This window comes from Mesorhizobium sp. M7A.F.Ca.CA.001.10.2.1 (assembly GCF_003998575.1).
GTDB lineage: Bacteria > Pseudomonadota > Alphaproteobacteria > Rhizobiales > Rhizobiaceae > Mesorhizobium.
In genome coordinates this window covers 1-14,775 of record NZ_RZQY01000080.1, presented here as the reverse complement: position 1 = coordinate 14,775, position 14,775 = coordinate 1, and the positions used below count along the sequence as shown (strand labels likewise).

Annotated in this window: 18 protein-coding genes and 1 pseudogene; 7 read left to right on the top strand and 12 right to left on the bottom strand. The window is 63.0% G+C overall.

Translation table 11 applies throughout. The features are described 5' to 3' along the window. The 9 genes and pseudogenes from EN964_RS08055 to hisB all read right to left on the bottom strand — a co-directional run. Positions 1–546: pseudogene (locus EN964_RS08055) on the bottom strand (type I pantothenate kinase); the annotation flags it as partial. Between the two features lie 24 nt (positions 547–570). Next, positions 571–894, bottom strand: coding sequence for a phosphoribosyl-ATP diphosphatase (locus EN964_RS08050; RefSeq protein WP_127266881.1), 324 nt, complete (start codon positions 892–894; stop codon positions 571–573). A gap of 70 nt (positions 895–964) precedes the next feature. Beyond that, positions 965–1,759, bottom strand: a complete 795-nt coding sequence (hisF, locus tag EN964_RS08045; protein ID WP_164748906.1) for an imidazole glycerol phosphate synthase subunit HisF — start codon at positions 1,757–1,759, stop codon at positions 965–967. Next, the gene (locus EN964_RS08040; protein WP_127266879.1) at positions 1,756–2,592 is read right to left on the bottom strand and encodes an arginase family protein; all 837 of its coding nucleotides are present in this window, start codon (positions 2,590–2,592) and stop codon (positions 1,756–1,758) included. Before EN964_RS08040 ends, hisF begins: the two co-directional genes overlap by 4 nt. Continuing rightward, positions 2,589–3,332 (bottom strand): 1-(5-phosphoribosyl)-5-[(5-phosphoribosylamino)methylideneamino]imidazole-4-carboxamide isomerase, encoded by a 744-nt coding sequence (hisA, locus tag EN964_RS08035; protein WP_127266878.1) that lies wholly within the window; start codon positions 3,330–3,332, stop codon positions 2,589–2,591. The genes EN964_RS08040 and hisA overlap by 4 nt, the downstream gene beginning before the upstream one ends. Positions 3,333–3,336: 4 nt before the next feature. Beyond that, positions 3,337–3,627: a DUF1330 domain-containing protein gene (locus EN964_RS08030; RefSeq protein ID WP_127266877.1), complete on the bottom strand. Its 291-nt coding sequence runs from the start codon at positions 3,625–3,627 to the stop codon at positions 3,337–3,339. Between the two features lie 87 nt (positions 3,628–3,714). Continuing rightward, positions 3,715–4,365 (bottom strand): imidazole glycerol phosphate synthase subunit HisH, encoded by a 651-nt coding sequence (hisH, locus tag EN964_RS08025; RefSeq protein WP_127266876.1) that lies wholly within the window; start codon positions 4,363–4,365, stop codon positions 3,715–3,717. A 1-nt stretch (position 4,366) separates the two neighbouring features. After that, positions 4,367–4,843 carry a DUF2628 domain-containing protein gene (locus tag EN964_RS08020; RefSeq protein WP_027039976.1) on the bottom strand — a complete coding sequence of 159 codons (477 nt, stop codon included), beginning with the start codon at positions 4,841–4,843 and terminating at the stop codon, positions 4,367–4,369. A 4-nt stretch (positions 4,844–4,847) separates the two neighbouring features. Then, entirely contained in the window at positions 4,848–5,447 is a 600-nt protein-coding gene (hisB, locus tag EN964_RS08015; protein ID WP_127266875.1) for an imidazoleglycerol-phosphate dehydratase HisB, read from the bottom strand. A 228-nt stretch (positions 5,448–5,675) separates the two neighbouring features. On the opposite strand from hisB, the gene hslV reads away from it, so the two are divergent. The 6 genes from hslV to EN964_RS07985 all read left to right on the top strand — a co-directional run bounded on the left by hslV (position 5,676) and on the right by EN964_RS07985 (position 11,129). Continuing rightward, positions 5,676–6,227: an ATP-dependent protease subunit HslV gene (hslV, locus tag EN964_RS08010; RefSeq protein ID WP_127266874.1), complete on the top strand. Its 552-nt coding sequence runs from the start codon at positions 5,676–5,678 to the stop codon at positions 6,225–6,227. 71 nt (positions 6,228–6,298) lie between these two features. Then, positions 6,299–6,811, top strand: a complete 513-nt coding sequence (locus tag EN964_RS08005; protein WP_127270633.1) for a GNAT family N-acetyltransferase — start codon at positions 6,299–6,301, stop codon at positions 6,809–6,811. Further along, a complete protein-coding gene (locus EN964_RS08000; RefSeq protein WP_164748903.1) occupies positions 6,808–7,968 on the top strand; it encodes a hypothetical protein in 1,161 nt (386 codons plus the stop codon). The genes EN964_RS08005 and EN964_RS08000 overlap by 4 nt, the downstream gene beginning before the upstream one ends. A 51-nt stretch (positions 7,969–8,019) precedes the next feature. After that, a complete protein-coding gene (locus EN964_RS07995; protein ID WP_127266873.1) occupies positions 8,020–8,619 on the top strand; it encodes a DUF2585 domain-containing protein in 600 nt (199 codons plus the stop codon). Positions 8,620–8,623: 4 nt separating this feature from the next. After that, positions 8,624–9,937: an ATP-dependent protease ATPase subunit HslU gene (gene hslU / locus EN964_RS07990; RefSeq protein ID WP_127266872.1), complete on the top strand. Its 1,314-nt coding sequence runs from the start codon at positions 8,624–8,626 to the stop codon at positions 9,935–9,937. Between the two features lie 232 nt (positions 9,938–10,169). Then, positions 10,170–11,129 carry a DUF1402 family protein gene (locus EN964_RS07985; protein ID WP_127266871.1) on the top strand — a complete coding sequence of 320 codons (960 nt, stop codon included), beginning with the start codon at positions 10,170–10,172 and terminating at the stop codon, positions 11,127–11,129. Between the two features lie 238 nt (positions 11,130–11,367). Here the strand turns inward: EN964_RS07985 and EN964_RS07975 are convergent, their stop codons facing one another. From EN964_RS07975 to EN964_RS07965, 3 genes are all read right to left on the bottom strand, one after another. Beyond that, entirely contained in the window at positions 11,368–12,606 is a 1,239-nt protein-coding gene (locus EN964_RS07975; RefSeq protein WP_164748902.1) for an NAD(P)/FAD-dependent oxidoreductase, read from the bottom strand. Beyond that, a complete protein-coding gene (locus tag EN964_RS07970) occupies positions 12,603–12,917 on the bottom strand; it encodes a MocE family 2Fe-2S type ferredoxin (RefSeq protein ID WP_027161041.1) in 315 nt (104 codons plus the stop codon). Before EN964_RS07970 ends, EN964_RS07975 begins: the two co-directional genes overlap by 4 nt. 97 nt (positions 12,918–13,014) lie before the next feature. Then, positions 13,015–14,106 carry a fatty acid desaturase family protein gene (locus EN964_RS07965; RefSeq protein WP_127270622.1) on the bottom strand — a complete coding sequence of 364 codons (1,092 nt, stop codon included), beginning with the start codon at positions 14,104–14,106 and terminating at the stop codon, positions 13,015–13,017. A gap of 169 nt (positions 14,107–14,275) precedes the next feature. On the opposite strand from EN964_RS07965, the gene EN964_RS07960 reads away from it, so the two are divergent. Beyond that, positions 14,276–14,775: LacI family DNA-binding transcriptional regulator (locus tag EN964_RS07960; RefSeq protein WP_164751290.1), on the top strand; the 500-nt coding region annotated here is incomplete at its 3' end.

Below are 14,775 nucleotides of genomic sequence, written 5' to 3'. Positions count from 1 at the left end.
ATTCGCAGCTGTCGGAGAGTTCGGCGCGCGGACATCGGGCAGCGCCGACTTGATGCCCGACAGGAAGCGCAGCAGCGCGCCCACATCGTAGCTGTCGGGGAAACCCTTGCGCTCCATCAGGTTCTCGCGGCGCAGGACCTCGTTGGGCAGCAGGAAGCCGTCGGTGGTGATGAGATCGACCTTGGGGCTCGACGGCCAGCGCGCCAGCAGTTCCTTCAGCACGCGTGCGGTGGTCGATTTGCCGACGGCGACCGAACCGGCAATGCCGATGATGAACGGTGTCTTGACCACGTCGACCGCGTTGAAGAAGGCCTGGCGTTGCCGAAACAGCAGCTGGCTCGCTTCGACATGCGCCGACAACAGCCGCGACAGCGACAGATAGATGCGCGTGACCTCCTCGAGATCGACCGGATCGTTGAGCGAGCGCAGGCGGCGGAATTCGTCCGCGCTCAGCGTCAGTGGGGTATCGGCGCGGAATTGCGACCATTGCTCGGCGGAGAAGAAGCGAAAGGGGGAATACTTCTCGGTCGGCGCGAGCTGATCCATCGAGATACCTGCCCTTCCTCGCGGTCAGCCCTTGGGCCGTGACGCCTTCTCGGCGATGCCCGAACGCCGGGTGCGGCCTTCGAGTTCCCTGAGCACGTCGCTCAGCGAAACTCCCGAGAGGCCGAGAACGACGAGCCAATGATACATAAGATCGGCGCTTTCTGAAACGATGGCCGGTTTGTCGCCCCTGACGGCGGCAATCACCGTCTCGACGGCCTCCTCGCCGAGCTTCTGCGCCGCCTTGTCGATGCCGCGCGCGAACAATTTTGCCGTCCACGAATCCGGATCTCCTGAATGGGCGCGTTCCCCAATGATTTTTTCCAGATCGGAAAGCGAAAACTCGGTCATGGCGTCATCTATCTGCTTGTTTAAGCATGATCTTTTCCGAAAACCGGTTCCCACTTTTCGGGATCATGCTTTAGGGCCGATTATTCACAGAGTCCAGCCGCATCGGCAGGCCGGCGGCGGCCATATGCGCCTTGGCCTGCGCTATCGTGTAGGTGCCGAAATGGAAAATGGACGCGGCCAGCACCGCGCCGGCATGGCCGTCGCGAATGCCTTCGACCATGTGGTCGAGCGTGCCGACGCCGCCGGAGGCGATCACCGGCGCGCGCACGGCGTCTGATATCGCGCGGGTCAGCGCGATGTCGTAGCCGGCCTTGGTGCCGTCCCGATCCATCGAGGTCAGCAGGATCTCGCCGGCGCCGCGATCGACCATTTTCCGGGCGAATTCGACCGCGTCGATGCCGGTCTTTTCGCGGCCGCCATGAGTGAAGATCTCCCAGCGGTCGGTCTCACTGGTGCCCGACACCTTCTTGGCGTCGATGGCGACGACGATGCACTGGTTGCCGAACTTGTCGGCGGCCTCCGCAACGAAATCCGGGTTCTTCACCGCGGCCGTGTTGATCGACACCTTGTCGGCGCCGGCCAAAAGCAGCTTCCTGATATCGGCGACCTGGCGCACGCCGCCGCCAACGGTCAGCGGCATGAAGCATTGTTCGGCGGTACGTGCGATAACGTCGAAGATGGTCTCGCGATTGTCCGACGAAGCGGTGATGTCGAGGAAGCAGAGTTCGTCGGCGCCGGCCGCGTCATAGGCCTTGGCCGCCTCGACCGGATCGCCGGCGTCGACGAGATCGACGAAGTTGACGCCCTTGACGACACGGCCGTTCTTGACGTCGAGACAGGGGATGACACGGGCTTTCAGCATCAGCGGCCCTCTATCGTGGCGATGAGATCGTTCAGCAACTGGCCGACCTGCGGCGGAACATCGGCCTGGGCGTCGAAGGCCGGGTCGTAGGCGGAAACGGTGATGCCGACGATCGGCACCGCCAGCGCGATGGCGCACGTGGCATCGCGCAACTGTTCCGGGCTCGGCCCGCCCGAAGTGATATAGCGGTTGGCCTGCAGCTCCCGGGGATCGTGCACGTCCATATCGAGATGCATGTGCACGCGTCTGGCGCCGGCGACCATCAGTCTTTCGGCCGCCTGGGCCACCCCGGAGCACTCCGTCCGCACGATCGGCAATGTCTCGAGAAGCTGTTTTTCCGCGGGATCGAGATCGCGCGCGTTGACGAGCACGCAACGCGACGGATCGACCGGCTTGAAGCCCGGAATGGCCGACGCCATCGGCCGCCAGCACAGGCCAAGCACGGTCGCCAGCGCCATGCCGTCGAGAAAGCCGTATGTGGATGTCTCGGGCGTGTTGAGATCGCCATGCTGGTCGGCCCAGATGATCGCATCGGCGTCTTCGCCGGCGACCGCGCCGGCGCTGGTCAGGCAGTTTCCGGCAAGGACGATGGGAAACCGACCGGCGTCGCGGGCAAGGCGAACCTCGCTCGCAACCGCGTTGCAGACGGCAAAGCCGGTGGCGATTTCACGCTCCTGGGCATCTCCAACCTTGCCGATATCCTCGACCATCACATCGTGGCCGGCCATCGTCAGGGCGTCGACGAGCCCGCCAGAGACCAGCGCGTCCGGCCCCTGGCCCATGCCGCCATGATAGTGGCCGCTGTCATAGGAGGCCAGGATAATGGAGATTTTCACGTCCGCGTCTCCGCCCTGCCCTGCAGGATCGCCAGGGCCTCGGCCGGATCGATGCGGCCGTCATAGAGCGCGCGGCCGGAGATCGCGCCTTCGAGCTTTTGCGCATCGGGCATGGTCATGCGCACGATGTCGGCGATCGAGGCGAGGCCGCCCGACGCGATGACCGGGATCGACACGGCATCGGCGAGGTCGATGGTGGCGTCCCAGTTGATGCCGGTCAAAACGCCGTCGCGGTCGATGTCGGTGTAGATGATGGCAGCGACGCCGGCGCCCTCGAACTTCCTCGCCAGTTCGATGACGCCGAGGCTCGACGCCTCGGCCCAGCCCTCGACGGCGACCTTGCCGCCCTTGGCGTCGATGCCGACGGCGACCTTGCCCGGAAACGCCTTGCAGGCCTGTTTGACAAGGTCCGGGTCACGCACCGCCACCGTGCCGAGGATGACCCGGGCCAGGCCGCGATCGAGCCAGTCCTCGATCTGCGCCAGCGTGCGGATGCCGCCGCCGAGCTGCACCGGGTTCTTCGTTGCCTTGAGGATGGCGCCGACCGCCGCACTGTTGACGCTCTGGCCCTGGAAGGCGCCGTTGAGGTCGACGACATGCAGCCATTCGAAACCCTGTTGCTCGAAGGCCCGCGCCTGCGCGGCAGGATCATCGTTGTAGATGGTCGCGGTCGTCATGTCGCCATGCCTGAGGCGCACGCACTGGCCGTCCTTGAGATCTATCGCCGGGAAAAGGATCATCCGTTCAGGCGCCTTCCACAATGGCGAAATGGGATGTCGAATAGAGACGTCGGAATTTCAGCGCCACCTGGTATTCAGGCGAATGGAAGCAGGCGAGTGCGACCGCATAGCTCTCGAACTCGATGATGACATGGCGATTGCCCGATAGCCCTTCCGGGCTCGACGACTGACCGCCGCGGGTCAGGAACTTTGCGCCATATTTGTCGAAAGCCGCTTTGTTGGCGGCAATGTATAGCGGATAGTTTTCCGGATCGGTCACCTCGACCATCGCCATCCAGTAGCCCTTCTTGCTCATGGTCTATCCCTCTGCTCGAGCATGATCTCCGGACAAACGGGAACCGTTTGTCCGAGAAAGCCGGGGTCCACTTTTCGGGATCATGCTCTAGGGCCTCCAGCGCAGGAAATTGGTGATCAGCGCGAGGCCGAGCGCCTGGCTCTTTTCCGGGTGGAACTGCGTGCCGACAAGATTGTCGCGGGCGACGGCCGCCGTCACCGGGCCGCCATAGTCGGCAACCGCCAGAACCTCGTCCGCCTTGCCCGCATCGAGATGATAGGAATGCACGAAATAGGCATGCAGCCCGCTTGCGCCAGTCGGTATGCCGGCAAACAGCGGATGCTGGCGCTTGAGCTCGATCGTGTTCCAGCCGATCTGCGGGATCTTCAGCGCCGGATCGGAAGGCATGATCTCCTTCACGTCGCCCGATATCCAGCCGAAGCCCTTGGTAATCGTCTTTTCGAGGCCGCGCTGCGACATCAGCTGCATGCCGACGCATATGCCGAGGAACGGCCGGCCCTTGACGATCGCAACCTCCTCGACGGCTTCCCACATGCCTTCGACGGCCTGCAGGCCGGAGGCGCAGTCGGCATAGGCGCCGACGCCGGGCAGGACGATGCGATCGGCCGTGCGCACCTGCTCGGCATCTGCGGTCAGGTCGATATCGGCCGATATGCCGGCTTCGCGCGCGGCGCGCTCGAAAGCCTTGGTGGCCGAGCGCAAATTGCCCGAGCCGTAGTCGATGATCGCAACCCGCATGTCAGCTTCTTCCCGGAATGTGGGTCAGCCCCAGCGCCATGCCCGGCTGCGCTGGCCGCGCGAGGGCAGCATCGGGGACCATACGCGGCGCCGGCACAACCTCATCGGCAAGCGCTTCCGCTTCCAGCGCATAGCGTGTGTCGGCGTCGTCGAGCCAACCGGCTTCGACCGCGCCCCATTCGTGCCAACCGCGCCGGCGAAGTGCCGCGATGCGCAGGCCTTGCCCTTCCAGTCCGACATAGAGCGAAACCAACAGTGACAGCAGCGAGCCGGCCAGACCAAGGCCGAGCTTCTGGCCCAGCATCGAAAGCAGGCCCATGACGACGAAGGCAAGCGCTGCCTCGATCCACAGCCGATGCCAGGCGAACCATAGCGGCGGCACCAGGAGGCCCAGCCAGGTGAAGCCATCGCGGACAAAGGCCGTGGCATCGGCCTTCTCGCTGCGGCCTGGCGGTTCCATCACGACATAGGTGGCCATGGCCTTATCCCTTCAACGATCCCTTGGTGGAGGGAACCGCATCCGGCTGGCGCGGATCGCGTTCGAGAGCCGCGCGCAGCGCGCGCGCCACCGCCTTGAAGCAGGTCTCGGCGATGTGATGGTTGTTGGCGCCATAGTGATTGGTGACATGCAGCGTGATGCCGGCATTCTGCGCCAAAGCCTGGAAGAATTCGCGCACCAGTTCGGTGTCGAAGGTGCCGATCTTCGGCGACGAGAAGGAAACGTTCCAGACCAGGAACGGACGGCCGGACACGTCGATCGCAGCGCGCGTCAGCGTCTCGTCCATGGCAAGGTCGATCGAGGCATAGCGCATGATGCCGCGCCGCTCGCCCAGTGCCTTGGCCAGCGCCTGGCCAAGCGCGATGCCGGTGTCCTCGACGGTGTGATGATCGTCGATATGCAGGTCGCCCTTGGCCCTGACCGTCATGTCGATCAGGGAATGGCGCGCCAGCTGGTCCAGCATATGGTCGAAGAAGCCGACGCCCGTCGAAATGTCCGATTTTCCGGTGCCGTCGACATGGACCGAGACGGCAATCTCGGTTTCCTTGGTCTTGCGGCTGACTTCGGCGGCGCGGGGCGGCATCACTCTATCCTTGTCCCAGAGGTTCACATCGTGACCAGCTCAGAGGTTCAAGCGCTCGCAGGCTTGAAAACGAAAGCCTTCTAGCAGCATGATCCGGCGATTGCCAGTTGCGAACCCGGCCGCTATCCAGCGGTTTGCAATCATCGGTCCCATGCATACATATGGCCGATCAAGTCACTCGTACCGCGCCGATCGCCTTATCGGGATGGCGCTGCTCGGAGCCAGGAAATGTCCGATAATCTGACCATGCACGCCACGACCATCGTGACGGTGCGCAAGGGCAACAAGGTGGTGATCGCCGGCGACGGCCAGGTCAGCCTTGGCCAGACCATCATGAAGGGCAACGCCAAGAAGGTGCGCCGCATCGGCAAGGGCGGCAATGTGATCGCCGGGTTCGCCGGCGCCACCGCCGACGCCTTCACGCTGCTGGAGCGGCTCGAAGCCAAGCTCGAACAATATCCAGACCAGCTGACGCGCGCCTGCGTCGAACTCGCCAAGGACTGGCGCACCGACCGCTATCTGCGCCGGCTGGAAGCGATGATGCTGGTGGCCGACAAGTCGGTATCGCTGGCGCTGACCGGCACTGGCGACGTGCTCGAGCCCGAATTCGGCGTCATGGCCATCGGTTCGGGCGGTAACTACGCGCTGGCCGCGGCCCGCGCGCTGATGGACAGCGACAAGGATGCCGAGGAGATCGCCCGCAAGGCGATGCAGATCGCATCCGACATCTGCGTCTACACCAACAACAATTTCGTCGTCGAAACGCTCGAGGTCGGCTGAAAAGGCCGGCCATGACCCCGAAAAGTGGAAACCGGTTTTCTCGGACGAACGGTTCCGTTCGTCCAGAGATCATCGCCGAACAAGAAGATAGCTACGACTTTCGGCCGGTGACGGAAAAAGACCTGCCGATGATCGCCGGCTGGCTCGCCGAGCCGCATGTTGCAGAGTGGTGGGACGATCCGGAGACGGAAATCGCCGGCATTCGCGAGCACATCGACTCGATTTCGGTCGAGCCGCTGATCGTCGAGCTCGACGGCAAGCCGATCGCCTATCTGCAGAGCTACGACCCGCATCTGGAAGACGACCATCCCTATGCCGACCAGCCGTTCGGCACGCTCGGCATCGACGTGTCGATCGGCGTGCCGGAGTTGCTCGGGCGCGGCCATGGCTCGGCAATCGTGCGCCAGTTCGTCGAACAGCTTTTCGAGGAAGGTGTTCCGCGCGTCATCATCGATCCGGATCCCGCCAATGTCAGGGCGATCCGTGCCTATGAAAAGGCTGGCTTTGTTGCCTTTGACACCAGAACATCGGAGTACGGGCCGGCCTTGATGATGGCGCGCGACGCGACGCAGGAGCCCAATTGATCAGCGCCGAAACCCTCGACAAGGCAGTCGCGAAAGGTTTGATCTCGCAGACCCTGCGCGATCAGTTGGAGGCCATGGAACGTGCGGTCGCTCTCGCCCCCGAGGCCAGGCGCGCCGATGACGAGGGTGACGAGGAAAACCTGCGGCTGGTGGGCGGCGGCAACGATCTGTTTGTCACCGTGGGAACCGTTCTGCTCAGCGCCGGCTTCTTCTTTGTCCTGACCACCTTGCTTCCAGGCCAAACATTCTGGATCGCAGGCATCCTCGCGGTTTTCGCCTGGGGGCTCGCCGAAATCGTCACGCGTCAGCACCGGATGAAATTATCGTCGTCCGTGCTTGCCCTGATTTTCATGGCCGCCATTCTGGCCGCTCTGGCGCTACAGGTGGAGGCCAGCTTCGGCATACGCAAGCCGGAGACTATCTGGCAGCTATTGGCGTTGCGCCAGACGGCGTCCCAGGCCGGATATCTGTTCCTGGGCGGAGGAATAATCGCGGCGGCGATCTATTTCTGGCGTTTTCGCGTCCCCATCATTGCCGGGGCTATCGCCATCGCTTTTACACTGCTTGCCTTCCTGCAAACGGCGATAATCCTGTATGATAGCGTGACAGCGGGTGCGATTGCGCCACCGCGTATGGAGGATGTTCCCGAATTGCTCCGCGCGGCACTTTACATGCCGCTGATCTGCGGCCTGATCGTGTTCGCAACGGGTGTAGCTTTTGACATTTACGACAGGGATCGACGCAAGATCTGGTCCGATTGCGCTTTCTGGCTGCATGTCGTCTCGGCGCCCATGCTGGTGCATCCGCTCTTCATCATGGCAACCGGCCAGAACGTCGTGTTCGGACATATCGCGCCGGATGCCAATGCAACCATCATGCTGACTATACTGATCCTTGGCTTCCTCTATGTCGCGCTTGCCATCGACCGCCGTTCGCTTCTGGTTCCGACATTGGCTTACTTCGGCTCGCTGGGCATCTATTATCTGGTGAATTCCGCCTCCGATTCGACGGGCATCCCGCCTTTTGCCTTGATCCTGGTCGTTGTTGGCGCGCTGATCATTCTGTTCGGGGCTGGCTGGCAGCGTATCCGGCGGATTGTGGTCAAACCCACCTTGCCGGCTGCCGTGATCCGCCGGCTACCGCCGCTGAAGGCGTGACAAGGCTTGTGATGGTCGAGACGGCGACGCGAAACGAGGGGGAATGAACCGATGACGACACCGACCGCGGAGAACAGCTATTCGGCCTATGAAGACAGCTGGCGGATGGGGCTTCTGCTCGTCCTCGCCCTGATCATCTTCCAGGCCGGGGCGCTCTACGGCATGGGGCGAGCGCCGATCTGCACCTGCGGCTACGTCAAGCTCTGGCATGGCGTCGTGCAGAGTTCGGAGAATTCCCAGCACATTTCGGACTGGTATACGTTCTCGCACATCATCCACGGCTTCCTGTTCTATGCGCTGGCAAGATTCCTGTTCCCGCGTTCGCCGATCGGCTTGAGGCTGGCGTTCGCCGTCTTCATCGAAGGCGGTTGGGAGCTGCTCGAAAACAGCCCATTCATCATCGAGCGCTACCGCGCCGGCACCATCTCGCTCGACTATTACGGCGACAGCATCATCAATTCGGTGTCCGACACACTGGCCATGATGCTGGGATTTGTGATGGCGCGAAGGCTACCTATATGGGTGATCGTCAGCCTTGCCATCATCTTCGAACTCGGTACCGGCTATCTCATCCGGGACAATCTGACACTCAACGTGATCATGCTGCTGCATCCGTTCGAGGCCATCAAGCAGTGGCAAAGTGGAATCTAGTGATATGAGCACATTTTCTCCCCGCGAAATCGTTTCGGAACTCGACCGTTTCATCATCGGCCAGAAGGACGCCAAACGCGCCGTGGCCATCGCCTTGCGCAACCGCTGGCGCCGCCAGCAGCTGGAAGGCCAGATGCGCGAAGAGGTGATGCCGAAGAACATCCTGATGATCGGGCCGACCGGCGTCGGCAAAACCGAAATCTCGCGCCGCCTGGCGCGGCTCGCCGGTGCGCCTTTCGTCAAGGTCGAGGCAACCAAGTTCACCGAGGTCGGCTATGTCGGCCGCGATGTCGAGCAGATCATCCGCGATCTGGTCGAGATCGCCATCGGCCTGGTGCGTGAGAAGATGCGCGAAGACGTCAAGGCGCGCGCCCACGTCAACGCCGAGGAACGCGTGCTGGAAGCGCTGGTCGGCAAGACCGCGAGCCCGGCCACCCGCGATAGTTTCCGCAAGAAGCTGCGCGACGGTGAGCTCGACGACAAGGAGATCGAGGTCGAGGTTGCCGACACCGGCAGCGGCGGCATGCCCGGTTTCGAGATCCCCGGCATGCCCGGCGCCAATATCGGCGTGCTGAACATCAACGACATGCTGTCGAAGGCGATGGGCGGCAAGAAGACCAAGATGCGCAAGACGACGGTGAAGGAGTCCTACGATCTGCTGGTCAATGACGAGTCCGACAAGCTGCTCGACCAGGACGAAGTGGTGCGGCGGGCGCTCGATGCGACGGAGAATGACGGCATCGTCTTCCTCGACGAGATCGACAAGATCGCCTCGCGCGAAGGCGGCATGGGCGCCGGCGTGTCCCGCGAAGGCGTGCAGCGCGACCTGCTGCCGCTGATCGAGGGCACCACGGTGGCGACCAAATACGGACCGCTGAAGACCGACCACATCCTGTTCATCGCCTCCGGCGCCTTCCACGTCTCGAAGCCGTCAGACCTGTTGCCGGAATTGCAGGGCCGCCTGCCGATCCGGGTCGAGCTGCGGGCGCTGGAGAAGGACGATTTCGTCCGCATCCTGACCGAGACCGAAGCCAGCCTGATCAAGCAGTATATCGCGCTGATGAAGACCGAGGGCGTCGAGCTGACCTTCACCGACGACGCTATCGATTCGCTGGCCGGCATCGCCGTCGACCTCAACGCCAGCGTCGAGAACATCGGCGCAAGGCGGTTGCAGACGGTGATGGAGCGGGTGCTGGACGAAATCTCCTACGATGCGCCCGACCGCAACGGCACATCAGTCACCATCGATGCCGCCTATGTGGAGAAGCATGTCGGCGACCTGTCCAGGAATACCGACCTGTCGCGGTTCATCCTTTAAACGACGGCGCCGGAACGTTCCGGCGCCGGTCCAGGCAACATTTTCCGGCAAGCAAAATCATGTGTGGCCAGATGGTACCATCTGGCCACCTTTCGTAGTGCCGGGTGAAGGGGCGCTCTCGACTCGACCAAGAGCTTTACCTAGTTTGCGCGGCAATTCTCGATCTCTTGGTTTGACGGAATTCCGGGAAACCGTTTCACACTTTTCCTGGAATTGCTTGGGCGGCGGGTGCATGAAAAAACTGATCCTGGTCATTCTCGGCTTGACGCTGGCGGCGACGCTGTTCGCCGCCGAGGCAGCGACATTGGTGCCGCCGGGAAATCGCAATGCCGTGCAGCCCGACATTCCGGGTGCCTCCAGCCGGCGCACGCAGGCGACCAACACCAGCTTCCAGGCGAAGTACCGCAAGGTCTACGCCCTGCTGCAGAACGACGCCGGTCTGCGCGGCAAGATCAAGAAGGCAGCAGCCACCTACGGCATCGATCCCTTGCACATCGTCGGCGCCATCGTCGGCGAGCACACCTACAATGTCGATGCCTATGACCGGCTGCAGACCTACTACGTCAAGGCGATCTCCTATCTCTCCAGCAAGCTGTCCTTCGCCTATGAAGGCGAGGACATCACGGATTTCGTGCAGCGGCCGGAATTCAAGAAATGCGCCGCAATGTCCGACAGCTACGATCTGTGGGAATGCCGCGAGCAGGTGTGGAACCATTCGTTTCGCGGCAAGAGCGTCGGCGGGACCAGCTTTCCCGACGACCGTTTCGGCGCCACCTTCTTCCAGCCTTACTATGCCGGCCAGACCTTCGGCCTCGGCCAGCTCAATCCGCTGACCGCCTTGCAGATGAGCGATCTCGTGCACAAGGTTTCCGGCCTGCCGAAGCTCGACGTCGGCGATCCCAATTCGGTCTACAAGACCATCATGGATCCCGACCTGACGCTGCCCTACGTCGCCGCGACGATCCGGAAATCGATCGATGCCTATAAAAGCATTGCCGGCTTCGACATTTCGGGCAATCCGGGGGTCACCGCCACGCTCTACAATGTCGGCAATCCGGAGCAGCGCGCCGACGCGCTGAAGGCGGAGAACGACAGGCGCCGCGCCGCCGGCGAGCCGGAAAAGCTGCCGGAAGAGAATTACTATGGCTGGCTGGTGAATGATAAGCTGCCGGAGCTGAAGGCGCTGTTTTAGGGCGGCTCTCTGGCGTTAATTTGCCGACGCCTGCGCCGCCCCTCATTGCCCTGCCGGGCATTTCTCCCCGTATAGCGACGGGGAGAAAGGGGCCATCGTTGACCGCCACGCCCCCTCTGTAACGTTGCCGATTGGCGAAATCCTCGGCGAAAGCGCCCTTCTCCCCGTCACTATACGGGGAGAAGATGCCGGCAGGCAGATGAGGGGCAGCGCAGACGTCGACAATTGGCGCGACGGCTCAAGCCGCCAGCAACGACTTCAGCTTGACCGCCTGTGATCCCAGCGCTTCCGGCGCCGGTTTCGCGTGCTTGCCGATCAGCATGTCGGCCAGCCTGATATCGCGGGCGACCGCGTTGCCGGGGCCGATGCCGCTGGCCGCCACCAGCCTGCCGTCTTGCGCCAAATGGAAGAGAATGAAGGCGCCATCGCCGAGGTCGCGGCGCACGGTGCTGCTGCCTTCGTCGGACAGCCCGGCGATCTGCAGGGACAGACCATATTGATCCGACCAGAACCACGGCACCGCCGCATGCGCCTCGCCGGCACCGAGCATGTTCCTGGCCGCCAGCGCGCCCTGTTCCTGGGCGTTGCGCCAAGCTTCCAGCCGCACCCGACGGCCGCCATAGACGGCGAGCGGAAACGAGCAGCAATCGCCGGCGGCAAAGATGTCGGGATCGCTGCTGCGCAGTTCGGCATCGACTGCAATGCCATTGTCGATCGTAAGCCCCGCTTCGGCCGCAAGCCCGGTCACCGGCACGGCGCCGATGCCGATGATCGCGAGGTCGGCGACGATTTCCCGGCCGCCGGCAAGTGTGGTGCGCACCTGTCTGCCGTCGTCGGCGATGGATGCGATGCCATCCCCGCACAGGATATCGACGCCCTCGGCGACATGCGTATCATGGATGATTTCGGCGATCTCCGCCGGCACGCCGCGCATCAGGATGCGCGGCTGCGCCTCGATGACGGTGACATCAGCGCCGAGCTTGCGGGCCGCGGCCGCGAGTTCGAGACCGATGAAACCGCCGCCGATGATGGCGATCCGGTTGCCGGGGGTGAGGTGCGCGCGAATCGCGAGCGCGTCGGCGAAGGTCCTGAGATAGACGCAGTGCGCGCCAAGGCCGGGCATCGGCAGCTTGCGCGGCGTCGAACCCGTTGCCAGCAGGAGCTTGTCGTAAGGCAGGACCGATCCGTCCGACAGACGCACCGCATGCGCCGCGCGATCGATCGTCACGGCCTGGACGGAATGGACATGCCGGATCGATTTCTCGGCCAGAATTGCGTCGCTGGCGATCGCCTTGATCTCGGGCGCATCGCTGGCCATCGCCTCCTTGGACAGAGGCGGGCGCTCATAGGGCAGATGCGGCTCGTCGCCGACCAGCGTCACCGGCCCCTGATAATCGAGGTCGCGCAGCGCCAGTGCCGCGCGCCCACCGCATTCGCCGGCGCCGATGATGACCATTCCCCCCGCCATGTCGGTCATCCGATCTGAATCAGGACTTTGCCGGCGTCGACCTTGACCGGATAGGTCTTCAGGTTGACGCAGACCGGCGCGCCGCGGGCGTCACCCGTCTTGTAGTTGAAGCGGCCATTGTGCTTGGGGCATTCGATGATGTCATCCATCACCAGCCCGTCGGCCAGGTGCACCTTTTCATGCGTGCACAGGCCGTCGGTGGCGAAGAACTCGTCGTCGGGGCTGCGATAGATGGCGAAGGTGCGGCCGCCATGGTCGAAGCGCATCACATCCTCCTCGTCTATGTCGCCGGTGGCGCAGGCCTCGACCCAGTCGCTCATTCAAGTCCTCCCCAAAAGCAAATCCAGGAAAATTGCGCAGCGGTTTTCCGCCCGGAATTGCGTTAAAACAAACAGTCTAGATCGGATAGAAGCACGATCATTCCGCCGCGGCGGCGATAGTGTCGTTGTGGAATTCTTCGCGATATGGCCGTGCGGTCGGCGGCAGCTCGCGCTTGAGGAAATAGTCCTCGTTGCGCAGCTGGCGCAGGAAGACCGGGATCATCTCGCGATAGCCGGCCAGGATCGACGGTGTCGGCTCCGGCAGATCGTGCTTGATCAGTTCGTGCAGCCTCGGCAGCGCATGGTACGGCACCATCGGGAACATGTGATGCTCGACATGGTAGTTCATGTTCCAGTAGATGAAGCGGCTGATCGGGTTCATGTAGACGGTGCGGCTGTTCAGCCTGTGGTCGGTGACATTGTCGGCCAGGCCGCCATGCTGCAGCAACCCGACCATGACGTGATGCCAGGCGCCGTAGAGCCTGGGCAGGCCGACCAGCATCAGCGGCAGGAACGAACCGGTATAGAGCGCCAGCCCTACGGTGGCGGCATAGATCGCCGTCCAGATGCGGGCGACGCGGATCGCTTTGGGCTGTTCCTGTTCGGGAATGAAGGTCTTTTCGGCGGCGCTGACGGTGCCGGCGGCGTTGCGCAGCATGTCTGACATCGCATGCCAGGCGTCGAGCACGCCAGCGAAGCCCAGCATGGCGCGAACCAAATCAGGCGGCCGCATGACCGAGATTTCCGGGTCGCGGCCGACGATGACGGTGTCGGTGTGGTGGCGGGTGTGGCTCCAGCGCCAGGTCACCGGATTGCGCATGATCATGAAGCAGGCGATCTGATAGACCGCATCGTTCATCCACTGCGTCCGGAAGGCGGTGCCATGACCGCATTCGTGCCAGCGTGAATCCGTCGAGGAGCCGTAGAGCACGCCATAGACGAAGAAGAACGGCACGCACCACCAACTGCCCCAGAACCAGGCACCGCCGGCGCCGCTGACGATCAGCGCGGCGAACCAGATTGCCGTATCGCGGATCGCGGGCCCGTCGGAGCGCTGCATCAGCTCCTTCATCTGCTTGCGCGGCACGTCGGTGTGATACCACTCGGCCGCCGATAGGCCGGTCTCGACGGCGAGCTTGGCGTCGCGGCCGATCAGGCTGTAGTCACGCCGGGACGGCGCAGTGGACATGATTGCCTCCCTCGGCAAAGGCATCCGCCAGAGCGAATGTCCTGAAATCCTTTGGTTTCGAGCGTCAAAGTAACGCCGACCGATGATGGACTCAACATCACAAAGATAGTTTCTATCATTTCCCATCAGGATGATGTACGAAGGCTCAAGCAAACCCGACGAGGCAAGCATGGTGAAGCGGCCGACAATATCAGATCTGGCGCGCATCTCGGGCGTCAGTGTCGCCACCGTCGACCGTGTGCTGAACAACCGGCTGCCGGTGCGCGAAGAGACAGCGCGCCGCGTCTACGAGACCGCTACCGATATCGGCTACCACGCCGCCGGCCTTATCAAGCAGCGCATGCGCCAGGAATTGCCGGAGTACCGGCTGGGCTTCCTGCTGCTGCGGGGCAATGATGCCTTCTACGGCGACTTCGCGCGGGAACTCGAACTGGCCATCTCGCGATCGCAGCGCTTCCGCGGCGTTGCGACCATCGATTTCGCCAGTTCCCTGGCTCCCGACGAGATCGCCTCGCAGATGCGCAGGCTGGCGGCGAAATCGAGGGCCATCGCCGTTGTCGGTCCGGACCATCCGACCCTGACAGCGGTCGTGGAAACCTTGAAGGCGAGAGGGCAGCCGGTCTTTTCGGTGCTGTCCGACTTTGCCGCCGGCATCCGGGAGGGCTATAT